This is a genomic window from Nonomuraea sp. NPDC048826, assembly GCF_043198225.1.
Lineage (GTDB): Bacteria > Actinomycetota > Actinomycetes > Streptosporangiales > Streptosporangiaceae > Nonomuraea.
Window position 1 is genome coordinate 610,177 of sequence record NZ_JBICUQ010000003.1, and the last position, 21,357, is coordinate 631,533.

A 21,357-nucleotide genomic window follows, 5' to 3' on the forward strand; every position below is an offset into this window, starting at 1 on the left:
GATCCACCATGAGATTGCCAAGGACCGTTCTCGCGGCCGTGTCGGCGCTGGCCCTCACCGGCCTCGCGGCCTGCGGCGGAGGCGAGACGCCGAACGCCGGGGCGCAGGGCGGCACCGCCCTGTACGACGCCTTACCCGATGCCATCAAGGAAGCGGGCGTCATCCGATTCGCCGGGGATTCGCACCCGCCGTACCGGATCGTGGCCAACGACGGCAAGACCGTCACCGGCATCGACAAGGAGATCCAGGACGCGCTCGCCAAGGTGCTGGGCGTTCGCACGGAGATCGTCATCGTCGGCGGCCTCCCCGCGGCCCTGTCGGGCATGCTGTCGTCCCGGTACGACGCGTTCAACGGGCCGGTCAAGGACACCGCCGAGCGGGAGAAGCAGTTCGACGCCATCGTCTGGATGGTCAGCCGCACCTCCTACCTCGTCCCCAAGTCCGGCTCCGCCACCATCGCCGGCTCCGCCGACCTGTGCGGCAAGAAGGTCTCCGGCACCGCGGGCAGCATCGTGGAGGACCAGGTCAAGCTCCTGACCGCCTGGTGCGTCAAGCAGGGCAAGGCCGAGGTGTCCTTCATCGGGCTGGCCGACACCAACGGCACCATCCTCGCCGCCAAGTCCGGTCGCGCCGACGCCGCCGGCATGACCGAGAGCGCCGCCATCGACGCCATCTCCAAGGAGAAGGACGCCTTCACGTACGTCACCCAGACCGACGAGCAGGGCGCAGGCGTCGACCAGCTCGCCATGCTGGTGCCCAAGTCCAGCGGCCTCGGCCCGGTCATGTTCGACGCGTTCAAGGAGATCTTCAAGAACGGCGAGTACCAGCGGATCGTCGACAAGTACGGCCTGAAGAACGTCGCCGTCGACGAGCCCAAGTTCAACACCGCGGCCACGCCATGACCGAGGCCCACCCGGTGGATGTCGCCGCCGCCCGCCCGCGCATCCGCCCGATGCGCTGGCTGGCGGGGGCGGCGATGCTCGTGCTGGCCGCCCAGCTCGGGTGGTTCCTGGTCAGCAACCCGCGCTTCGAGTGGCCGGTCGTCGGCGAGTACCTGTTCGAGCCGCACATCCTGCTCGGCCTCGGCATGACCCTGCTGCTGACCGTCATCTGCATGACGCTCGGCAGCCTTCTCGGGGTGCTGCTCGCGGCCGGCCGGCTCGGCGGGTTCCGGCCCCTGGCCTGGGCCTGCAACCTCTACATCGGCGTCTTCCGCGGCGTGCCGCCCCTGGTGCAGCTGCTGTTCTGGTTCAACCTGGGCTACCTGCTGCCGCGGATATCTCTCGGCATCCCGTTCGGGCCGACGTTCGCCTCCTGGCCGACCAACTCGGTGATCAGCTCGTTCACCGCCGCGGTCATCGGGCTCACCCTGCACGAGGCCGCCTACATGGCGGAGATCGTCCGCGCCGGCATCCTGGCGGTCGACGGCGGCCAGAAGGACGCCGCGCGGGCCATGGGCTTCACCGCCGGGCAGAGCTTCGTCAAGGTCGTGCTGCCGCAGGCCATGCGGGTGATCATCCCGCCCACCGGCAGCCAGTTCATCAGCCTGCTCAAGGGCACCTCGCTGGTCAGCGTGATCGCCCTGGCCGACCTACTGCGCTCGGTCCAGATCGTCTACGACCGCACCTACCAGGTCGTGCCGCTGCTGATCGTCGCCTGCGTCTGGTACCTCGCCGTCGTCACCCTGCTGTCCGTCGGCCAGCAACGCCTGGAACGCCACTTCGGGAAGGGGCAGCGATGAGCGGCGAGCCGGTCCTGCGCGTACGGGAGGTCCGCAAGCACTTCGGTGAGCACGCGGCGCTCGACGGCGTCAGCATGGAGGTGCGCGAGGGCGAGGTCGTGGCCGTGATCGGCCCGTCCGGCTCCGGCAAGTCCACCCTGGTGCGCTGCGTCCACCAGCTGGAGGACATCGACGCCGGCGCCATGTACCTCGACGGCGAGCTCCTCGGCTACGCCTTCCACCGCGGCCACCTGCGCCCCCTGCCCGACAAGCTGGTGGCCGCCCAGCGCAGCCGGATGGGCATGGTCTTCCAGCAGTTCAACCTGTTCGCCCACTGGAGCGTGCTGCGCAACCTCACCGAGGCCCAGGTCCTGGTGCACGGCCGGTCCCAGGAGCAGGCCAGGGAGGAGGCGCTGCGGCTGCTGGAGCGCGTCGGGCTGGCCGACAAGGCGCAGGCGCACCCGCGCCGGCTCTCCGGCGGCCAGCAGCAGCGCGTCGCCATCGCCCGCGCGCTGGCCACCAACCCGCGGATCATGCTGTTCGACGAGCCGACCAGCGCCCTCGACCCCGAGCTGGTGGACGAGGTGCTGAGCGTGGTGCGCGACCTCGCCAGGGGCGGCATGACCATGGTCGTCGTCACGCACGAGATGAGCTTCGCCCGCGAGGTCGCCGACCGGTGCGTCTTCATGGAGAAGGGCCGCGTCGTCGAGTCCGGCACCCCCGACGAGATCTTCGACCATCCCCGATCGCCGCGCCTGCGTGCGTTCCTGTCGCGCTTCACCGGACGCGCGGCCGAGCCCTCGCCCGACCGCGTGCTGGAGGAGGAGACCACCCGATGACCCTCACCGTGATGTCCGTCGGCGACCTGGTCGTCGACGAGCCGGACCCGGCCTCGTTCTTCGCCCCCGCCCGCGACACGCTGCGCCGCGGCGACGTGGTGATCGGCCACGTCGAGGTGCCGCACAGCACCTCGACCGCCCAGGTCAGCACCGACGTGCCGGCCCCGCCCGCCGACCCGGCCGCGCTGCCCGCCGTCGCCGACGCGGGCTTCCACGTCGTCACCCTGGCCGGCAACCACGTCTACGACGTCGGCGACCAGGGCGTGGCCGACACCATCAAGTACGCGACGGAGGCCGGGCTGGCCACCGCCGGCGCCGGCATGAACCTCGACGAGGCCCGCCGCCCCGCCGTCGTGGAGCGCGGCGGGCTCCGCGTCGGCGTGCTCAGCTACAACTGCGTCGGCCCGCGCGAGTCGTGGGCCGGCAGCGCCAAGCCCGGCTGCGCGCCCATCAAGGTCCTCACCCACTACGAGCTCGATCACGCCAGCCCCGGCGGGCCGCCCACCGTCTACACCTTCGCCGACCCCGACCACCTGGAACGGATGGCCGCCGACGTGGCCGCGCTGCGCGAGCGGGCCGACATCGTGCTGGTCTCCCTGCACAAGGGCGTCGGCCACACCCCGGCCGTGCTCGCCATGTACGAGAAGCCGGTCGCCCGCGCGGCCGTGGACGCCGGCGCGGACGCCGTCTTCGCCCACCACGCGCACATCATGCGCGGCATCGAGATGTATCGCGGCCGGCCCATCTACCACGGGCTGGGCAACTTCGTCACCGTCACCCACGCGCTCACGCCCGCGCCCGGCGCGGACGACGACCGCGCCGCCTGGGCGCGCCGCCGCGTCGAGCTGTACGGGTTCGCCCCCGACCCCGGCATGCCCTTCTACCCCTTCCATCCGGAGAGCCGCAACACCGCGATCGCGACCTGCCGCTTCGACGGGTCCGGGCTGGTCTCGGCCGGGTTCGTGCCCTGCTGGATCGACGACGCGGGCCGCCCCGTACCGCTCGGCGACGACGCGGACGGGCGCCGGGTCGCCGCGTACATCGAGCGGATCACCCGCCAGGCCGGGCTGACCACGGAGTTCGGCTGGGACGGCGACGAGGTGGTGCTGCGTGGCTGAGCGCCCTCTCGCCGGCCGTACCGTCGTCGACCTGACGACCGCGCTGTCCGGGCCGTACGCGACGCTGCTGCTGGCCGGGCTCGGCGCCCGCGTGATCAAGGTGGAGAACCCGCTCACCGGCGGCGACAGCTCCCGCGGCAACTCGCCCTACGTCGGCGCCGGCGGGCTGACCACGGTGCGCGACGGAAGCGACGACATGTCCGTGTCGATGATGCTGCGCGGACGCAACAAGCAGAGTGTCACACTCAACCTCAAGCACCCCCGGGCCCGCGAGGTGCTCGCCGGCCTGGTCCGGGCGGCCGACGTCATGGTCGACAACTACAGCGCGGGCGTCACCGACCGGCTGGGCATCGGCTACGACTGGGCCCGGGAGGTCAACCCGCGCATCGTGTGCACGTCCATCAGCGGGTTCGGCGCCCAGGGCGGGCCCGGCTCCGGCAAGGCCATGGACACGATCGTGCAGGCGCTCAGCGGCGTCATGATGACCGCCGGCGCGCCCGGCGAGCCGCCCGTCCGCTTCGGCCTGCCCGTCGGCGACCTCGTCGCGCCGCTCTACGCGGTGATCGGCACGCTCGCGGCCGTCCTGCAGGCCGACGCCACCGGGCGCGGGCAGCACGTCGACGTGTCCATGCTGGGCGCGCTCACCTCGCTGGTGGCGTGCGAGCCGTTCGACGCGTACGAGAAGCTCGGGCTGCCCGCGCGGACGGGCGCCACCGTGCCGAGGCTGGCGCCGTTCGGCACCTTCCCGGCCGCGGACGGCTGGTTCGCGCTGTGCGGGCCGACCGACGCGTTCGCCCGCGGGCTCTTCGCCGCCCTGGGGCGCGACGACCTCGCCGCCGACCCGCGCTTCGCCACCCGCGACGCCCGCGTCGCGCACGCCGCCGAGCTGCACGACCTCCTGGCCGCGTGGGCGGCGGACCTGCCGCTCGCGACCGTCCTGGACCTGCTGGCCCGGAACGGGGTGCCCGCCGCCGAGGTGCGCGACCCGATCGACGCCGTCCGCGACCCCGTCGTCCTGTCGCGCGGCGAGGTCGTCCCCCTGGAGCACCCCCGGCACGGCCGGGTGGAGGACCTGCACGGGACGGGGATGCCGATCCGCTTCTCCGGCGCCGAGGCGGCCCTCGACCGGCCCGCCCCCGCCCTCGGCGAGCACAACGCCGAGGTCTACGGCGGCCTGCTGGGCTACTCCGACGACGAACTCAAGTCCCTCGCCGACGACGGGGTGATCTGACGATGCCTCCTGCCGCACTGGAGGCGCTGGAGGCCGCGTACGCGGGGCGAGGTGGTCGTCCCGGCGGCGGGTTCGTGGTCGGGTACGTCGGCGCGGACGTGCCCGTCGAGCTGCTGACCGCCGCCGGGGTCACCGCCGTGCGCCTGACCGGCGATCCGGGCGCGGACTCCACGGCGGGAGACCGTTATCTGGGCGCCGGCGTGGACCCGATGGCGCGCTCGATCCTGTCGCGCCTGCTCGAAGGCGGCTACGGCGAGCTGGACCGGGTCGTCGTCGGGCACGACTGCGAGGCGTCGCTGCGCCTGTTCTACGCGCTGCGCGAGCTGCGCCGGGTCGAGCCGGGCGCGGGAGTCCCCGAGCCGTACCTGGTCGACATCCGGCACCTGCCGCACCGCACCACCGCCCGCTACAACCGGCGCAGGATCGGCGAGTTCGCCGCCCGCCTGGAGGCCTGGACCGGCCGGCCGCTCGACGTCGCGGGCGCGGTGGCCGCGCACGACCGGCGGCGCCGCCTGCTGGCCGACGCCGCCGCGCTGCGCCGCGAGACGCCGGCCCGGCTCACCGGCCGCCAGTTCCTCGCGGTCGCCAACGCCCCGCTGCCCCCGCCCGAGCACGTCGCGCTGCTGGAGAAGCTGCTGGCCGAGTCCGGAGACCTGCCCGCCCGCCCCGGCCGCCGGGTCTTCCTCACCGGCAGCGATCACGACACCCCGCACGTGTACGAGGCCATCGAGGCGGACGGGCACGTGATCGTCGGCGAGGACCACTCCTTCGGCGACCCGTCCTTCGAACGCCTGGTGGGCCCCGGCGACCTGGACGCGCTGGCCGAGCACTACCACGAGGGCGGCCCGTACGCCCCGGCCGCGACGACGGCCGAGCGGGCCGCGCGCACCGCGGCGGCCGCCCGCCGCTGCCGCGCCGAGCTGCTCGTCGCCTACGCCAGGACCGGCGACGACGCCCCCGCCTGGGACTTCCCCGACCAGCGGGCAGCCCTCGGCCTCCCGGCCGTCCTGCTGGACCGTCAGGAGTACGGCCGGGCCGACCTGAAGGAGCTGCGATGCCCGGCATGAGAACCCGCGGCGTGAAGGCGCTCGCCACGGCCGCCGAGGCGGGCCGGCACCAGCGCGAGTGGTTCGCCGACGTCCGCCGCAGGGCCGCGGCAGGGGAGCCGTTCGCCGTGGTCAACGCCGACGTGCCGCACGAGATCTTCCGCGTCATGGACATCCCGTACGTGGTGAGTCAGTGGTGGGCGTCGGTCGTGGCCGCCAAGCAGCGTTCGGCCCACTACCTGGGGCTGGTGCGCGAGCGCGGCTACCCCGACCACTCCGAGCAGTACAACGCGGTCACCCTCGGCTCGGCGTTCGACCCCGACCCCGGCTCGGGGCCGTGGGGCGGCCTGCCCAGACCGTCGATCGTGGTCGGCGACGCCTCCGGCGACGTCACCAGGAAGATCTTCGACATCTGGGGCAGGGAGCCCGGCGTCACGTTCTTCCCGCTGGAGAGCGCCGCCGAGAACGAGGTGCCGGCGAACTGGTGGGAGCTCATGCCGCACCGCTGGGAGGAGGCCATCGGCCCGGCCCGGCTCGACCTGCTCACCGCCGAGCTGGAGAACCTCGTCAGGTTCCTGGAGACGACCACCGGCAGGCGGTTCCGCGAGTCGCGCCTGCGCGAGGTCATGGCCCTGGTCAACGAGCAGGAGGAGTGGAACAGGAAGGCGCGCGACCTCATCGCCCGCACCCGGCCCGCCCCCGTCGGCGTGACCGACAGCATCCCCAGCGTCATGCTCCCGCAGTGGCACCGCGGCACCCCGTGGGCGCGCGACGCCGCCCGCCGGTTCTACGAGGAGGTGCGCGAGCGGGCCGACACCGGTCAGGCCGCCTGCCCGGGCGAACGGGCCCGGCTGATGTGGATCGGCCGCGGCCTCTGGTACGACATGGGCTTCTACCAGCGCTTCCAGGACGCGTACGGCGCGGTGTTCGTGTGGTCGATGTACCTGGCGATCGCCGCGGACGGCTACATCCGCTACGGCGACGACCCGATGCGGGCGCTCGCCGCCCGCTTCGCCGCCTTCACCGACCAGCTCTACACGCCGCCCTGGTCCAGCGAGTGGTACGTGAAGGAGGCCCGGCTGCACGGCATCGACGGCGTGGTCCACCTGGTCTCCGACGACCCGCGCGGCAGCTACTTCACCGCCAGGGCGCTGGAGGCGGCCGGCTTCCCCGTCCTCCACCTGCACGCCGACAACGTCGACGCCCGCACCTACGACGACGAGGCGGTGGCCGCCCGCATCGGCCGCTGGCTGGAGGACGTGGTCCTGACCCGGCGCCCGTGAGCTCAGGGTCGCCGGACCTCGAGCACGAGCTTGCCGGTGGTGCTGCCGGACTCGATGCGGCGGTGCGCCCGCGCGGCCTCCTCCAGCCGCAGCGACTCGACATGTACCCGAAGCTCCTTGCCGGCGGCCGCGGCCACGGCCCGGCGCAGCGCCCGGCCCGCCTCTTCGGGGAAGGCGGCGGAGAACGCGGCCAGGTTGAACCCTGAGACGGTCTTGTTGGTGAACCACAGCTCATCGGCCGAGATCCCGACGTCCTCGGCGCCGGAGGCGTTGCCCATCACCACCATCCGGCCCATCGGCGCGAGCAGGTCCAGGCTGCTCCGGCGGGCCGCACCGCCGACCATGTCCACCACGACGTCGAACCGACCGGCCTCGGCCACCCGCTCGCGGAGGACCACCTCGTCGTAGCCGAACGCCCTGGCCGCCTCGATCTTGGCGGGGCTGCCCACGGCGCCCACCACGCGGCCCGCGCCCAGCAGCCGGGCGGCCTGGCCGAGCTGGCTGCCCGCGCCTCCGGCGGCGGCGTGCACCAGCACGTCTTCCCCCGGCTCGACGCGGGCCACGCGGTCGAGCACGAGGAACGCGGTGGCGCTGTTGGAGGGCAGCCCCGCCGCGACGTCCAGCCCCAGGTCGTAGCCGTCCAGCGGAGCCACCAGGTCGGCGGAGGTGGTCACCACCTCGGCGTAGCCGCCACTGTCGACGATCGTCAGCGCGGCGACCGCCTGGCCCACGCGCAGCCCCTCGACGCCGGGACCGAGCGCCCGGACGTGGCCCGACACCTCGATGCCGGGCACGAACGGCAGCGGCACGTCCACCACACCCCGCCGGTAGAGGATCTCGGCGAAGTTGGCGCCCGCGTAGGCCACGTCGACGGAGACCTGTCCAGGCCCCGGCTCGGGCACCTCGACGTCGTCGAGGCGGAGGACGTCGGCGGTCCCGAACTCGGGAATCGTGATCGCTCTCATGCCGTCCATCGTGCGGGGACGACAGTCGCCACGGCAGTGTCAGCTCATCCTGGGTGTGCCACCACCAGGCTTTCCATCTTCTCCTTGGTGTCGGTGTCAGGATGCGGCGTATGCAGCACCACGTTGAGGTCCGCGCGGTCCGGCAGCCGCAGCAGCGAGTACTCGAAGGTCAGCTCGCCGGCCTCGGGATGGGTGATCGCCTTGATCCCCTGGGAGCGGGAGCGGACATCCGGCCGCGCCCACAACGCGGCGAAGTCCGCACTGGCCGCGCACAGCTCTTCGGCGATCCGCCCGAAGACGGGGTCGTCGGCGTACCGGGCCGCGCTGGCACGGAAGTCGGCCACCATGTCCGGGGCGAACTCGTGCCACGCGGTGAACCTGCCGCGGTAGGCCGGGTGGGTGAAGAACGCCACCATGCAGTTCTCGACGTCGTCGTCGAACCCGAACACCCATCGGGCCGCGTCGTTCATCGCCACCAGGGTGTAGTGCCGGTCCAGCACGTGGGCCGGATGGGGCATCCACGCGTCCAGCACCGCACGCAGCTGCCCGCTCACCGGCGCTCCAGGCCGGCCTGTCAGATCGGGTGGATTCAGCCCGGCGAGCACGTACAGGTGCGCCCGCTCGGCCTCGTCGAGCCTCAGCGCGCGGGCGACCGCGTCCAGCACGGCGTCGGAGACCTTGATGTCGCGTCCCTGCTCCAGCCACGTGTACCAGGACACCCCCACCCCGGCGAGCACCGCCACCTCCTCGCGGCGCAGCCCGGGAGTGCGGCGGCGCCCGCCGGAGGGCATGCCGACGTCGGCGGGGGTGATGGCTTCCCGCTTGGCGCGCAGGAACTCCCTGAGCTGGTCACGACGGCCCTGTCTCACGGTCACCAGCACACCATAGGCGCCGTCGAGGTGGCGGCGTCAGGCAGGGAGGATCAGCAGCCGGTCGGGGTCCACGCCGATCCACACCTCGTCCGCCGTAACGTCGCCGCCGCCGGACCACAACCGGGACGGCAGGCCCTCCGCGTCGAGGTGGTGCTCCAGGTGCGGGCCGGCGAACATGGAGATCCGCAGCCGCGCCCGCCACCGGTTCGGCCCGCCCGGTTCGTCCTCGCTCATCCGGCCGTGCTCCGGACGCCAGACCGCCACGGCCCGCGCGCCCTCCTCCAGGCCCGCCCCGCGCACCCCGGTCAACGTCCCGTACGGGGTGCGCACGGTCGCCGTGTCGCCGTCGAGCCCGGCCACCTCGCCGGGCACCTCGTTGGCGATCCCCACGAAGCCGGCCACGTACCGGGTGGCGGGCCGCTCGTAGATCTCGCGCGGCGGGCCGAGCTGCTCCACCCGGCCCGCCCGCATGACCGCGATCCGGGTCGCCAGCTCCATCGCCTCGGTCTGGTCGTGGGTCACGTGCACCGCGGCGAAGCCCAGCCTGCGCTGCATGGCCAGCAGCTCGACCCGCAGCCGCTCGCGCACCTTGGCGTCCACGTTCGACAGCGGCTCGTCGAAGAGGATCAGCCCGTCACCGGCGACCAGCGCGCGGGCCAGCGCGACCCGCTGCTGCTGGCCGCCGCTCATGTCGCCGGGGAACTGCCGGGCCAGCTCGGCGACGCCCACCAGCTCCAGCACCTCGCCGACCCGCCCGGCCAGGTCGTCCTTGCCCGGCCGCGAACCGCGCCTGCTCCGCAGCGGGTAGGCGACGTTGTCGAACACGGACATGTGCGGCCACAGCGCGTACGACTGGAACATCATGCTCAGGCCCCGGCGCTCCGGCGGCACGTCCAGCCGCCGGGCGGCGTCGAACACCACCCGGCCCGCGATCTCCACCGTGCCGTCGTCGGGCGTCTCCAGCCCGGCGATCGAGCGCAGCAGCGTCGTCTTGCCGCAGCCGCTCGGGCCGAGCAGCACGAGGATCTCCGCCGGATCGACCTCCAGCGAGACGCCGTCCACGGCCGCCGCGATCGTGCGGTCGACCCGGCGGTAGTTCTTGCGCACGCCGGTGAGCCGCACGATGGGCGGCTCACCGGCCTGCTGGGGAAGGCCGGTCTCGGCCACGTCCGCGGTCTGCATGTCGAGTCACCTCAGGGCTGGGTACGGGAGAGCGGGGAGGCGCCGCGCCGGCGGGCGTACCAGGTGACCGGCAGCACCACCAGCGACGTGGCCAGCGTCAGGATGATCGAGATGGCGCCCAGCATCGCGTAGTCGCCGTTGGCGAAGACCTCCAGGATGCGGAAGCCGACCACCTCGTTGCCGGTGCCGGCCAGGATCGCCGAGGCGCCGATGTCGCCGGCGATGGTCACGAACAGCAGCGCCCACCCGGCCAGCAGGCCCGGCGTCATCAGCGGCAGCGTGATCCTGCGGAAGGTCCGCGCCTGCCCGGCGCCGCTCATCCTGGACGCGTCGGTCAGCTCCGGCCCGACCTGGCCGACCGCCGCGTCCGACGCGGTCGTGGCCTGCGGCATGTGCAGCGAGACGTACGCGAGCATCAGGATCCACAGCGTGCCGCCCAGATGGAACGGCGCCCCGCTGAACGCCAGCACGAACCCGACCGCGATGACCAGGTGCGACAGCGTCGGCGGGAACTTGATCGCGGCGTCGACCAGCATCCCGGTGCCCCGCCCCGACCGCCGGACCAGCACCGACACCACGGCCGCCGCCAGCACGCCCACGGTCGCGCAGACCACGCCGAGCACCAGGCTGTTGAGCAGCGCCTCCTGGGTGGCGGTGTCGGTCAGCGTGCGGACCACCGCGTCCAGGTTGAGCCGGGACCAGTCGACCGTGCTGCTCCAGAACCCGGTCAGCGACACCAGCACCAGCGCGCCCAGCGGCAGGATCGAGGTCAGCGTCAGATACAGCACGATCGCCGCCCGCACCGGCCCCCGCCACGGGCCCAGCCGCGTCGGGCGCGGCCGGGCGCCCTTGCCGCCGATCCCGGCGGTGCGGGTGCTGCGCAGCATCCGGGTCTGCGCGTACCAGACCAGGGTCACGACCAGCATGACGACGAGGTTGAGCGCCACCGCCACCCCGGTCTCCGGCGGGTAGGTGAACGACAGCAGCTGCACGACCCGTACCGACAGGATGTCCAGGTCCGCCTGCGGCGCGAGGATCGCCGGGATGGAGAACAACCCGAAGCCCGTCCACACCATCAGCAGCGCGGCGGCCCCCAGGCTGGGCCGCACCGACGGCAGCGAGACGCGGCGGAGCGTGCGCAGCGGGCCCGCGCCGCTCATCCGCGACTGTTCCTCCAGCGCCGGGTCGGTGTTGCGCAGCCCCGCCGAGACGATCATGAACACGTACGGGACCTGGTAGATCGTGTAGACGAAGATGATCCCGTACCAGGAGTGGATGTTCACCGGGCCCGCGCCCTCGACGCCGAGCAGCGGGCGCAGGGCGAGGTTGAGGTAGCCGGAGCGCTCCGAGCCGAGCAGCGACCAGCCGATCGCGCCCGCGATCGGCGGCAGCAGGAACGGCACCAGCGGCACCACGTCGGTGAGCAGCCCCATCCGGGCGTCCGTGCGCTCGTTCACCCAGGCCAGGGCCGCGCCGACGAGCAGCGCCGCCAGCCCGCTCGCACCCACCACCGCCGCCGTGTGCCACAGCAGCGTGACCAGGTCCGGCTGGGCGAGCAGGTCGCGGATCGGGGCCAGGTCGAGCCGGCCGTCCGTGACGAACGGCCGGATCACCACCAGCGCCAGCGGGTACACCGCCAGCGCGCCCAGTCCCAGCGCCAGCAGGGTGGCGGCGACCTGGAACGGGGTGAGCCCCCGCACCCGGGTCCAGGTGGTCACGTGCCCGCCTCGCCCAGGCCGAGCAGGGCGTGGATCTGCTCGGCGGTGGTGCCGGTCAGGTCACGGTTGAACGAGTAGCGGGCCGGCAGCGACGACGGGTCGAGCGGCGAGCCGGAGCCGGGCATCGCGTTGAGCTTGGCGTTGCCCTCCTCGCTCATCAGGTAGTGCACGAACAGGCGGGCGGCGTTCGGGTGAGCGGCCTTCGCCGCCAGGCCGGGCACGATCTCCGGCCCGGTCGAGGCCTCGGGCTGGACGTACTCGACGGGCGCGCCCTTGCCCTTGAGGTCGTCGGTGATCGACTGCACGCCCGGCATCACGATCGCGCCCTCGCCCGCGGCGAGCTGCTGCGTGGCGGGCGCGGAGCCGGGGGCCACGATCGGGTTCTGCGCCTTCAGCTTGGTGAGGAACTCCTCGCCGTACTCCTTGACGATCAGGTTCCAGAACGGCGTGTACGCGGCCGAGGTGCGTGGGTCGACCAGGATGACCTTGCCCTTCCACTTCGGGTCGAGGATGTCCTGCCAGTCCTTGATCGCGCCGCCCGCCTGCTGGCTGTTGACCGCGATCCCGGACGGCTGCACCTGGACCACCGCGGTCCCGTCGTCGGGCAGCAGGTACTTCTCCGGGTAGCCGTTGGGGTACTCGGGGATGCCGGCGTCGGCCAGCTTCACCGTCCAGCCCTTGGCCAGCGCCTGGGGGACGAACGGCGTGTACGAGCCGACGAACAGGTCGGCGGCCGGCTTGCCGGTCTCGGCCTCGGCGGCGAACCGCTGGGCGAGGTCGCTGGAGGTCAGCCGGATGAACTTGACCTTGATCCCGTACTTCTTCGCGAAGTCGTCGGACACGGCCTTGGCGATGTTCTCGGCCGGCACGCTGTACCAGACCAGCTCGCCTTCCTTCCGCGCGGCCTCGACGAGCGTGCGCAGGGCGGGCGGCGCGTCCGCGGGCACGGCCTGCGCGTCACCCGAGCCGCCCGAGGTGCCCGAGCCACCCGAGCCGCACGCCGCGGCGGCCAGGAGCAGGACGGCCGCGGCCGACAGGCGCAGATGAGAGATCATGATTCCTCCAGGGGGTGGTCCGTACGGACGATCACGGCGTCGCCGGACGGGTCGAACACGGTGCGGAGTCCTTGGTCCTCGCCGACGTCGCGCAGATAGCCGACGACCTCGCCGAAGCGGGGGTCGGAGCGGGTCAGGAACTCCGGGCGGGACGAGCGGTCGATGTAGGCGGGCAGGAAGGCCACCTCGCCGACGCCGTCGCGGGAGACCCGGCAGCGCACCGCGATGGTCTTGCGCGAGTCGTGCGGGAAGTTGTACGTGCTGCCCAGGTCCGGCTCCCAGCCGGGGTGCAGCTTCAGCAGTTCGCGGAAGCCCTTGCTCGCCGCGTGCTCGGCCGTCATCGGCAGGTCCATGGCGAAGTTGCCGAGGCTGTAGAAGATGGCCTTGCCCCGGTAGACCTCGACGCCCTTCAGGATGTGCGCGTGGTGGCCGAGTACGAGGTCCGCGCCGGCGTCGATCACGGCGTGCGCCACGTCCCGCTGGTAGTCGGCGAGCGCGGCGGGCACGAAGTGGATCCCCCAGTGCAGCGAGACCACCACCACGTCGGCCAGCTCCTTTGCCCGCGCGACGCCCTCGGTGAGCGCGGCCAGGTCCTCCCGGTGCGGGTAGGTGATGATCCGGCAGGGGGTGCCGGGCTGGTCGGGCTCGGTCGGCTCGTACACGGTGTGGGCCCGCATCGGCGCGCACCCCGGCCGCCGGTCGGTCGCCCAGTAGTCGGCGGGCAGGATGCTGCAGGCGGCGAGGAACGCGATCCGCGTGCCGCCGCGCTCCACGACGCGCGGCGCGCGGGCCTCGGCGAGGTTTGCGCCGACGCCGAGGACGGTGATGTCCTCGCCCTCCAGCGCGTCGATCGTGTCGAAGAAGCCTTCCGGCCCCCAGTCCATGCAGTGGTTGCCGGCCCACGACACCACGTCGAACCCGGCCGCGCGCAGCGACCCGGCGGTGGCCGGGGCCGCGCGGGCGGTGTGCCGGACCTGGGGCAGCCGGGTGCCGCGCTCGGTCAGGTTCATCTCCAGCTGGCAGAAGGCCAGGTCGCCGCCGCGCAGCGTGCCGCCGACGCGGGTGAACAAGGTCGCGGGGTCGGGCCGTTCCGGGCCCACGTCCCCCACGGCGTACAGGGTCAGCTCGTCGCTCATGCGCTCCTCCTGGCGTGCTGCTCGTGCACCGGCGCCAGCACGGCCGCGACCGGCCCGTCGTCCGCGAGCGCCAGCACGGCGTCGCGGACCCGGCAGGCGGCGCGGCGGCCGAGCACCGGTTCGGCGAGGCCGAGGAACTTGGCCTCGATCTCCTCGCCGGTCATCGGGGAGGCCGGGCTGCCCGGCGCCTCGGCGAGGCGGCACAGCTCCCGGCCGTCGCGCAGGCGCACCCGGACCCGGGCCAGCAGCCTGCGCGGGAACCACCGCTCGGCCTCGGCGTCGAGCTCCAGCCGGACCCGCCCGGCCAGCGCGGACACCTCGGGCAGCGCGAAGCCCGCCCGCTCCAGCCGCTCGTAGTGGCCGGGGTCGTTGCCGCCCAGCACCAGGTGCATGGCGACCGCGTGACGGGCGCTGAACTGGGCCTCGGTCATGTCACGCGGGTGCGCGCCGACAGCTCCCACGTGCGCCAGGGTGGCGGCGTCCAGGCCGACCACGATCTCCTCGACGTCGCCGGCGTCGAAGGCCGCCGCGCGCAGCTCGCTCACCGCCCGCAGCGGGGCCTGGATCCCCGCGCACACGCAGTACCGCTTGAGCGCCAGGCCGTGCAGCTCCCACCGTTCCCCGAGCCCGGCCGTCAGCGCGGCCGGTCGGGGGTCGGCGACGAACGCGCGCAGCAGGCCGCGCGGGCCCTCCACCGCCGTACGGGGCCCGGTGAACCCGTCGCCCGCCAGCGTCGCGGCCCGGATCCCGGCCATCGCGGCCAGCCCGGCGTGCAGCCGCTTCACCTCGCCGCCCGAGCGGGTGTACTCGGTGACGCCGCCCGCCTGACTCGCGGCCAGCCCGTACGCGGACGCGGTCGTACCGGCATCGAGCCCGCGCAGCCCGCACGCCACGGCGGCCGCGCCGAACACGCCGTGCACGCCCGTGACGTGGAACCCCCGGTCGGAGGTGAGCGACGGGGTCGTGGCCAGCCCGAACCGCACCACGGTCTCGAACCCGGCCGCGGCGGCGGCCAGCACCGCCCGGCCCCGCGCCCCCGCCTCCTCACCGACGGCCAGCGCCACCGGCACCACCACGCACCCCGGATGCGCCAGCGCCGGCAGGGCGTAGTCGTCGATCTCGAACCCGTGCGCGGCGGTGGCATTGGCCAGCGCCGCCCACTCGGGCCGCCCGGTGCCCGCCGTCCCGTACATCCTGCACGCGCCCGGCCCGGTCTCCCGCAACGCGTACCGCCGCACGATCGCATTCCACGGCTTCACCGAACCGGCGATCCCGGCCCCCACACTGTCCAGCACATGCCGGACAACCCGCTCCACCACCTCGGCCGGCAACCCCCCGAACCTGACCTCAGCGGCGAACCCCGCCAACTCCCCGGTAGCCCCCCTCATCCCCGCCCCCGGTTTCCCCGAGACGGCCTGCAAGGGATGTCCGCGCGCCGCGCCTTCTCGGGAACCTCCTGGGGCGCGTCTCCGGGCGTCTCCGCGCGCCGCGCCTCCCCGGGCGCTTTCGGGAGGGTCCCGGAGTTGTTCTCCTGGAGGTCGTGGCCGGGGGAGAAGTGGCAGGCGACCTGGTGGTCGTCGGCGATGGGGCGGAGCTCGGGGGTCACGTCCGCGCAGACCTGCTGGGCCAGGGGGCACCGGGTGCGGAAGCGGCAGCCCGACGGCGGGCGCAGCGGGGAGGGGACCTCGCCCTTGAGAGGCGGTCCCGGCGGGGGCGCGAGCGGGTCGGGCACGGGGACCGCGTCCAGCAGGGCACGCGTGTACGGGTGCGCCGGCGAGCCGTAGACACCGGCCACGTCACCGATCTCGACGATCCGGCCCAGGTACATCACCGCGACCCGGTCACTCACGTTGTGCACCACGCCCAGGTCGTGGGAGATGAACAACATCGACAGCCCGTGCCGGTCCCGGACGTCCCGCAGCAGATTGATCACCTGGGCCTGTACGGAGACGTCCAGCGAGGCCACCGGCTCGTCGCACACCAGCAGCTCGGGCTCCAGCACGAGCGCCCGCGCGATGGCGATCCGCTGGCACTGGCCGCCGGAGAACTGGTGCGGCCGCCGGTCGCCGACCTCGGCCGGGTTCAGGCCCACCTCGGTGAGCGCCGCGTCCACCCGGTCGGCGATCTCGGCGCGCGGCCGGCCCGCGATGACCGGACCCTCGGCCACCAGGTCGCGGACCCGCCGCCCCGGGTTGAGCGCCGAGCGCGGATCCTGCCAGACGATCTGCAGGCGGGGCCGTACCCGGCGCAGGTCCCGCCGCGACAGGGCGGTCAGCTCGGTGCCGCCGAACCGTACGCTGCCCGCGTCGGGCGGCGGGAGCTGGAGGACGGCCCGCCCCGTGGTGGACTTGCCGCACCCCGACTCGCCCACCAGCCCGAGCGTCTGCCCGCGCCCCAGCTCGAACCCCACCCCGGAGACGGCCTCGATCGTCCCACCGGGCACCCGGAACCGCTTCACCAAGTTCTCCACCCGCAGCAACGACCCCCCGCCCGTCATGTCGTCTCCCGTTGCGCGGGGTGGAGGGGAGTGTGAGCGTCAGGCTCCACCCGCAGCGGCGGGGTCGCGCCCGTCACGTCGTCTCCTTCCGCGGGGTGGAGGGAGGTGCGGGCATCGGACCTCGCCCGCGGCAGCGGTGACGTGCCTGTCATGGCGTAGTTCGCGGGGTGGTGGCAGGTGAGGGTGGGTGCGCGGGGTTCCACCCGAGGCGGCGGGGGCGCGCTTGTCATGGTGACGTTCCTTCCGTGGGGTGGAAGCAGGCGTGGGCGTGGTCGCCGGGCTCCACGCGCAGCGGTGGGGGCTCGTGCGCGCAGCGATCGCCGGGGGCGGGGCAGCGGGAGGTGAAGGCGCAGCCGGGAGGCGGGGCGGTCAGGTCGGGGGGTGTGCCGGGGATCACGCGTAGCCGGGTTCCCGGGGGCGCGTCCAGGCGGGGGATGGCGCCGAGGAGTGCGTCGGTGTAGCGGTGGCGGGGGCGGGCGAACACGTCGCGGGTGGGCCCGCGTTCGACGATCCGTCCCGCGTACATCACCGCCGTCTCGTCGGCCCGTCCGGCGATCACGCCCAGGTCGTGGCTGACCAGGATCAGGCCCATGCCGCGTTCCCTGGCCAGACCGGTCAGCAGGTCGAGGATCTGCCGTTGCACGGTCACGTCCAGGGCGGTGGTGGCCTCGTCCGCGATCAGCAGCTCGGGCTCGCACGACAGGGCCATGGCGATGGTGATGCGCTGGCGCAGCCCGCCGGAGAACTGGTGCGGGTAGTGCCGCAGCCGGTGGCCCGGGTCCGGCACTCCCACCCGTTCCAGCAGGTCGGCCGCGCGGGCGCGGGCGGCGGCCCGCGACAGGCCGTGATGGTGTCGTACGGCCTCGCCGATCTGCCGCCCGACGGGCACGACCGGGTTGAGCGCCGACATCGGGTCCTGGAACACCATGCCGACGTGCCTGCCGACGAACGCGCGTCTGGCCTCGTCCGGCATGGCGGTCAGCTCGGTGCCGGAGACGGCGATCGAGCCGGACACGCTCGCCCGCGCGGGGGCGGCGCCGACCAGCGTCCTGACCAGGGTGGACTTGCCGCACCCGGACTCGCCGACCAGCCCGAGCACCTGCCCGCGCGCCAGCGTGAGCGAGACGCCGTCGACGGCGCGCACGGCGCCGCGGGCGCTCGGGATGTGGCAGCGCAGGTTCTGCACCACCAGCAGCGGCTCCGTCATCGCGCGTCACCCGCCCCCGGGTCGACCCGCTCCCGCAGGCGCTCGCCGACCGTGTTGAACGACAGGACGGTCAGGAACATGGCCGCGCACGGCACCAGGACGAGCTGGGGCTCCGGGGCCAGGAAGTCCTTGCCCGCCGCGATCATCGCGCCCCAGCTCGGCGCGGGCGGCGGGATGCCGACGCCCAGGAAGCTCAACGCGCCCTCCACCATGATCATGAGTGCGGCCATCACCACCGCGTACGAGGCCACCGGCGGCACGCAGCCGGGCAGCAGCTCACGGAAGAGCAGCCGGCCATGTCCCGCGCCGAGCGCCTCGGCGGCCACCACGTACTCCCGGTTCAGCCGCGCCAGCGCGGCGGCCTTGGCCAGCCGGGCGAACGGCGGCACGAACAGCAGCCCCAGGCTCGCCACCAGGGTCCCCACGCCGGGGCGCACGACCGCGGCCAGGGCGAGCAGCAGGAGCAGCGGCGGGAAGGCCAGGACCGCGTCCAGGAGCACGCCGATGACCGACTCGGCGACGCCGCGCAGGTACGCGGCCAGCACGCCGAGCAGCCCGCCGACGACGGTCGCCAGGAGGGTGGCCCCGATGCTCACGGTGAGCGAGATGCGCGCCCCGTGCACCAGCCTGGACAGCACCGATCGGCCGATGCCGTCGGTGCCGAGGAACTCGGGGAAGGCGGCGAACGGCGGCAGGTTCGGCGCCCCCACCGGGGCGTCGGGCGCGGCCAGCGGCAGCAGGTGCACGCCGAGCGCCAGGAGGCCGAGCAGGCCGAGCCAGCCGGAGGCCGGCCAGGGGGCGATGCTCCGGCGCCGGGTCACCACGGTCGTCATCGGGCTCGCGTCCTCGGGTCGAGCGCCGTGTAGCCCAGGTCGACGACCATGTTCACGAGCACGTACGTGATGGCGACGAGGACCACCAGCCCCTGGATCACCGGGATGTCCTTGGCCGGGATGGACTGCAGCGCGAGCCCGCCCAGGCCGGGCAGCGCGAAGAGGCTCTCCACCACGACCGACCCGGCCAGCAGCCGCCCGAACACCACCGCCGCCATCGTCACCAGCGGCAGCGCCGACGGCCGCAGCACGTGCCGGAACAGGATGTAGCGGCGCGGCAGCCCACGCGTGGCGGCGGTGCGCACGAAGTCCTCCCTGAGGGTGGCCACGACGTCGCCACGGAGCAGGCGCAGCAGCGTGGGCGTCTCGCCCACGGCGAGCGCCACCGCGGGCAGGAACGCGAAGCGCAGGTTCTCGGCGAGCCCGGCAGACAGCGGGGCCCAGCCCGAGACGGGGAACCAGCCGGTCGTGAGGGCCAGCAGGTAGATGAGCACGACCCCGGCGACGAACACCGGGATCGACATCAGCGCCGACGCCGCCGCCGTGACCACCCGGTCCAGCGGCCCGCCGACCCGGGCGCCGCTGTAGACGCCGAGCGGCACCGCGACCAGCAGGGACAGCCCCACCGCGAGCAGCGCGATCTCCAGCGTCACCGGCAGCCGCTCCAGGATCGTGCCGAGCACCGGCTGCCCGGACTGGATCGACCGGCCCAGGTCGCCGGTGAGCAGCCCGCCCGCCCAGTCCAGATAGCGGACGGGGAACGGCCGGTCGAACCCGTACTCGGCGTCCAGCTCCGCGAGCTGCTCGGGCGTCGCCGTCGGCCCGAGGATCGCCGCCGACGGCGAGCCGGGGATCAGGTCGACCAGCGCCGCCGCGGCCAGGGTGACCAGCAGGAGCACCGCGAGGAGGTGGGCGGCGCGCCGCGCGGCCCGGCCGAGCCGGACGCGCGGCGCGGCGAGAGCGCCGGCTGCCATCGCCTCAGCTCCCGGCCGGGCCGAGCCGGTCGTAGAGGAGGCTGCCGTCGCCGTGCAGGGTCAGCCCGCCCAGCTCGGCGCGGTGCACGGTGTAGGCGACCTGCTGCCGGATGGGCAGCACCGGCAGGTCGGCCACGACCAGCTTCTCCACCTCCGCGTACGCCTCGCGCCTGGCGCTCTCGTCGGAGCTGCCGCGGCCCTTGTCGAGCGCCGCGTCGACCGCCGGGCTGGCGTAGCCCATGTAGTTGGTCTGGCCGCCGCTGTGCAGCAGCTTGTACAGGTTCGGCTCGGGGTCGGCCACCGGCACGATCTGCGCCGAGAGCGCGTAGTCGCGGTTGGTGAACACCTTGCGGTCCAGCGTGGCGTTGTCCAGCACCTCGATCTCCACCTTGATGTTCTTGAGCGTGCTGAGCCTGCTCTGCAGGTACTCGCTCGTACGGCGGAAGAACCCGCTGGCCGGCATCGAGATCGTGAACGACAGCGGCTCACCCGCGGCGGCCAGCTCGTCGAGCAGCTTCTGCGCCTGGGCCACGTCCTGGGCCGGCATGACGCCGGTGCCCGGGTGGAACGGCGACGAGGCCCCGTACAGGCTGTCGGGCGGCGTGGAGCCCGGGTCCACGACCTGGGCCAGCTCCTTGGTGTCGAGGGCCAGGACCACGGCCTTGCGGGCGCGCGGGTCGTCGAAGGGCGGCTTGGCCGTGTTGAAGATCAACATGGGGCCGCCGCCGGCCGGGGCCTTGGTGACCTTGAGCCCGGAGCCTTCGGCGCGCGCGATGAACGACAGGTCGGAGCCGGGCACCGCGGCCTGGGCCTGGCCGCCGGCCACGGCGTTGATCCGCTGGGCCGGGTCGGCGATCACCTTGAAGGTGAGGGTGTCGAGCAGCGGCTTGCCCTGCTCGAAGTAGCCGGGGTTGCGCGCCAGCGTCATGTGGTCGTCGCGGACCCAGTCCTTGAGGGTGAACGGGCCGGCGCCGACCGGGTTCTGCGCGAACGCCGCCGCGTCCTTCTTGATGGCGGCGGGGGAGCCGATGTGCGTCAGGTTGGTGGCGATCACCCGGTCGAAGGCGTGGTTGGCCTCCTTCAGCTTGATGACCAGGGTGCGGGGGTCGGTGACCTCGAAGGTGACGTCCTTCAGCAGCGGGGCCAGCGGCGACTTCGTCTCCGGGTCCGCGATGCGTTCGTAGTTGTACTTGACGGCCTCGGCGTCGAGGGGGGTGCCGTCGGTGAACGTCACGCCCTGGCGGAGCTTCATCGTCCATACGGTGCCGTCGTTGTCGGCCGTCAGGCTTTCGCCCAGTCCGGGGTTGACCTTGCCGGTGCTCGTCTCGGCCCAGAACAGGACACCGAAGATGGCGGAGAGCCGGTTCGCGTCACCTGATGGGGTCAGGTTGAACAGGTGGGCGGGATCCAGCCCGCGGACCGCCTCGACGCCGAGCACCACGGTGGCGGCGCTGCCCGCGCCCGTGGCCGCCGGGGCGTCCCCCTGTGCGGAAGGGCCCGCCGAGCAGGCGGCTGACAACAGGATCAAGGCGCCGGCCACGGCCGCCGCCGTTCTTTCGAGCACGGGTGTTCTAGGCACGGGTCACCCCACGGTGAGTGCTTGGGAGACGGCGGCCCGGCGATCGGGGCCGCCCCAGAAGGTTTTCCTATGTGTAACACAAGCCACATCGACCGTAAATAG

General features: G+C 73.5%; 19 protein-coding genes. 7 read left to right on the forward strand and 12 right to left on the reverse strand.

The window, feature by feature from the left end:
• Window positions 1-8: 8 nt before the first annotated feature.
• Genes ACGFI7_RS13350 through ACGFI7_RS13380 form a run of 7 tightly spaced genes read left to right on the forward strand, consistent with a single transcriptional unit; the run spans window position 9 to window position 7,237 of the window.
• The gene (locus ACGFI7_RS13350) at window positions 9-902 is read left to right on the forward strand and encodes a transporter substrate-binding domain-containing protein (RefSeq protein WP_393403301.1); all 894 of its coding nucleotides are present in this window, start codon (window positions 9-11) and stop codon (window positions 900-902) included.
• Window positions 899-1,741 (forward strand): amino acid ABC transporter permease, encoded by an 843-nt coding sequence (locus ACGFI7_RS13355; protein WP_393403303.1) that lies wholly within the window; start codon window positions 899-901, stop codon window positions 1,739-1,741. Before ACGFI7_RS13350 ends, ACGFI7_RS13355 begins: the two co-directional genes overlap by 4 nt.
• Window positions 1,738-2,559 carry an amino acid ABC transporter ATP-binding protein gene (locus ACGFI7_RS13360; RefSeq protein ID WP_393403306.1) on the forward strand — a complete coding sequence of 274 codons (822 nt, stop codon included), beginning with the start codon at window positions 1,738-1,740 and terminating at the stop codon, window positions 2,557-2,559. Before ACGFI7_RS13355 ends, ACGFI7_RS13360 begins: the two co-directional genes overlap by 4 nt.
• Complete coding sequence (locus tag ACGFI7_RS13365; protein ID WP_393403309.1) at window positions 2,556-3,677, forward strand: CapA family protein; 1,122 nt, start codon at window positions 2,556-2,558, stop codon at window positions 3,675-3,677. Before ACGFI7_RS13360 ends, ACGFI7_RS13365 begins: the two co-directional genes overlap by 4 nt.
• The gene (locus ACGFI7_RS13370) at window positions 3,670-4,908 is read left to right on the forward strand and encodes a CaiB/BaiF CoA transferase family protein (RefSeq protein ID WP_393403312.1); all 1,239 of its coding nucleotides are present in this window, start codon (window positions 3,670-3,672) and stop codon (window positions 4,906-4,908) included. The genes ACGFI7_RS13365 and ACGFI7_RS13370 overlap by 8 nt, the downstream gene beginning before the upstream one ends.
• Window positions 4,909-4,910: 2 nt before the next feature.
• Complete coding sequence (locus ACGFI7_RS13375) at window positions 4,911-5,975, forward strand: 2-hydroxyacyl-CoA dehydratase (RefSeq protein WP_393403315.1); 1,065 nt, start codon at window positions 4,911-4,913, stop codon at window positions 5,973-5,975.
• Window positions 5,963-7,237 carry a 2-hydroxyacyl-CoA dehydratase gene (locus tag ACGFI7_RS13380; protein WP_393403317.1) on the forward strand — a complete coding sequence of 425 codons (1,275 nt, stop codon included), beginning with the start codon at window positions 5,963-5,965 and terminating at the stop codon, window positions 7,235-7,237. The genes ACGFI7_RS13375 and ACGFI7_RS13380 overlap by 13 nt, the downstream gene beginning before the upstream one ends.
• A gap of 2 nt (window positions 7,238-7,239) precedes the next feature.
• On the opposite strand, the gene ACGFI7_RS13385 is transcribed toward ACGFI7_RS13380, so the two are convergent.
• From ACGFI7_RS13385 to ACGFI7_RS13440, 12 genes are all read right to left on the reverse strand, one after another.
• The gene (locus ACGFI7_RS13385; RefSeq protein WP_393403320.1) at window positions 7,240-8,202 is read right to left on the reverse strand and encodes a zinc-binding alcohol dehydrogenase family protein; all 963 of its coding nucleotides are present in this window, start codon (window positions 8,200-8,202) and stop codon (window positions 7,240-7,242) included.
• A gap of 44 nt (window positions 8,203-8,246) precedes the next feature.
• Window positions 8,247-9,077: a helix-turn-helix transcriptional regulator gene (locus ACGFI7_RS13390; protein WP_393403323.1), complete on the reverse strand. Its 831-nt coding sequence runs from the start codon at window positions 9,075-9,077 to the stop codon at window positions 8,247-8,249.
• A 33-nt stretch (window positions 9,078-9,110) separates the two neighbouring features.
• Window positions 9,111-10,256: an ABC transporter ATP-binding protein gene (locus ACGFI7_RS13395; protein WP_393403326.1), complete on the reverse strand. Its 1,146-nt coding sequence runs from the start codon at window positions 10,254-10,256 to the stop codon at window positions 9,111-9,113.
• A gap of 11 nt (window positions 10,257-10,267) precedes the next feature.
• Window positions 10,268-11,974 (reverse strand): ABC transporter permease, encoded by a 1,707-nt coding sequence (locus tag ACGFI7_RS13400; RefSeq protein ID WP_393403329.1) that lies wholly within the window; start codon window positions 11,972-11,974, stop codon window positions 10,268-10,270.
• The gene (locus ACGFI7_RS13405) at window positions 11,971-13,029 is read right to left on the reverse strand and encodes an ABC transporter substrate-binding protein (RefSeq protein ID WP_393403332.1); all 1,059 of its coding nucleotides are present in this window, start codon (window positions 13,027-13,029) and stop codon (window positions 11,971-11,973) included. Before ACGFI7_RS13405 ends, ACGFI7_RS13400 begins: the two co-directional genes overlap by 4 nt.
• Window positions 13,026-14,165 carry a CapA family protein gene (locus ACGFI7_RS13410; protein ID WP_393403335.1) on the reverse strand — a complete coding sequence of 380 codons (1,140 nt, stop codon included), beginning with the start codon at window positions 14,163-14,165 and terminating at the stop codon, window positions 13,026-13,028. The genes ACGFI7_RS13405 and ACGFI7_RS13410 overlap by 4 nt, the downstream gene beginning before the upstream one ends.
• Window positions 14,162-15,553: an MmgE/PrpD family protein gene (locus ACGFI7_RS13415; RefSeq protein WP_393403338.1), complete on the reverse strand. Its 1,392-nt coding sequence runs from the start codon at window positions 15,551-15,553 to the stop codon at window positions 14,162-14,164. Before ACGFI7_RS13415 ends, ACGFI7_RS13410 begins: the two co-directional genes overlap by 4 nt.
• Window positions 15,550-16,662, reverse strand: a complete 1,113-nt coding sequence (locus ACGFI7_RS13420) for an ABC transporter ATP-binding protein (protein WP_393403341.1) — start codon at window positions 16,660-16,662, stop codon at window positions 15,550-15,552. The genes ACGFI7_RS13415 and ACGFI7_RS13420 overlap by 4 nt, the downstream gene beginning before the upstream one ends.
• A 226-nt stretch (window positions 16,663-16,888) precedes the next feature.
• Window positions 16,889-17,869, reverse strand: a complete 981-nt coding sequence (locus ACGFI7_RS13425) for an ABC transporter ATP-binding protein (protein ID WP_393403343.1) — start codon at window positions 17,867-17,869, stop codon at window positions 16,889-16,891.
• Entirely contained in the window at window positions 17,866-18,702 is an 837-nt protein-coding gene (locus ACGFI7_RS13430; protein ID WP_393403345.1) for an ABC transporter permease, read from the reverse strand. The genes ACGFI7_RS13425 and ACGFI7_RS13430 overlap by 4 nt, the downstream gene beginning before the upstream one ends.
• Entirely contained in the window at window positions 18,699-19,676 is a 978-nt protein-coding gene (locus ACGFI7_RS13435; RefSeq protein ID WP_393403347.1) for an ABC transporter permease, read from the reverse strand. The genes ACGFI7_RS13430 and ACGFI7_RS13435 overlap by 4 nt, the downstream gene beginning before the upstream one ends.
• Before the next feature lie 4 nt (window positions 19,677-19,680).
• Window positions 19,681-21,255, reverse strand: coding sequence for an ABC transporter substrate-binding protein (locus ACGFI7_RS13440; RefSeq protein WP_393403350.1), 1,575 nt, complete (start codon window positions 21,253-21,255; stop codon window positions 19,681-19,683).
• Between the last annotated feature and the right edge of the window lie 102 nt (window positions 21,256-21,357).

Excerpts from the sequence above, each read along its gene's own strand:
- ACGFI7_RS13410 (WP_393403335.1), bottom strand. The coding sequence starts at position 14,165 with ATGAGCGACGAGCTGACCCTGTACGCCGTGGGGGACGTGGGCCCGGAA.
- ACGFI7_RS13385 (WP_393403320.1), bottom strand. The coding sequence starts at position 8,202 with ATGAGAGCGATCACGATTCCCGAGTTCGGGACCGCCGACGTCCTCCGC.
- ACGFI7_RS13360 (WP_393403306.1), top strand. The coding sequence starts at position 1,738 with ATGAGCGGCGAGCCGGTCCTGCGCGTACGGGAGGTCCGCAAGCACTTC.
- ACGFI7_RS13350 (WP_393403301.1), top strand. The coding sequence starts at position 9 with ATGAGATTGCCAAGGACCGTTCTCGCGGCCGTGTCGGCGCTGGCCCTC.
- ACGFI7_RS13395 (WP_393403326.1), bottom strand. The coding sequence starts at position 10,256 with ATGCAGACCGCGGACGTGGCCGAGACCGGCCTTCCCCAGCAGGCCGGT.
- ACGFI7_RS13365 (WP_393403309.1), top strand. The coding sequence starts at position 2,556 with ATGACCCTCACCGTGATGTCCGTCGGCGACCTGGTCGTCGACGAGCCG.
- ACGFI7_RS13435 (WP_393403347.1), bottom strand. The coding sequence starts at position 19,676 with ATGGCAGCCGGCGCTCTCGCCGCGCCGCGCGTCCGGCTCGGCCGGGCC.
- ACGFI7_RS13420 (WP_393403341.1), bottom strand. The coding sequence starts at position 16,662 with ATGACGGGCGGGGGGTCGTTGCTGCGGGTGGAGAACTTGGTGAAGCGG.
- ACGFI7_RS13405 (WP_393403332.1), bottom strand. The coding sequence starts at position 13,029 with ATGATCTCTCATCTGCGCCTGTCGGCCGCGGCCGTCCTGCTCCTGGCC.
- ACGFI7_RS13430 (WP_393403345.1), bottom strand. The coding sequence starts at position 18,702 with ATGACGACCGTGGTGACCCGGCGCCGGAGCATCGCCCCCTGGCCGGCC.
- ACGFI7_RS13415 (WP_393403338.1), bottom strand. The coding sequence starts at position 15,553 with ATGAGGGGGGCTACCGGGGAGTTGGCGGGGTTCGCCGCTGAGGTCAGG.
- ACGFI7_RS13355 (WP_393403303.1), top strand. The coding sequence starts at position 899 with ATGACCGAGGCCCACCCGGTGGATGTCGCCGCCGCCCGCCCGCGCATC.
- ACGFI7_RS13375 (WP_393403315.1), top strand. The coding sequence starts at position 4,911 with ATGCCTCCTGCCGCACTGGAGGCGCTGGAGGCCGCGTACGCGGGGCGA.
- ACGFI7_RS13380 (WP_393403317.1), top strand. The coding sequence starts at position 5,963 with ATGCCCGGCATGAGAACCCGCGGCGTGAAGGCGCTCGCCACGGCCGCC.
- ACGFI7_RS13425 (WP_393403343.1), bottom strand. The coding sequence starts at position 17,869 with ATGACGGAGCCGCTGCTGGTGGTGCAGAACCTGCGCTGCCACATCCCG.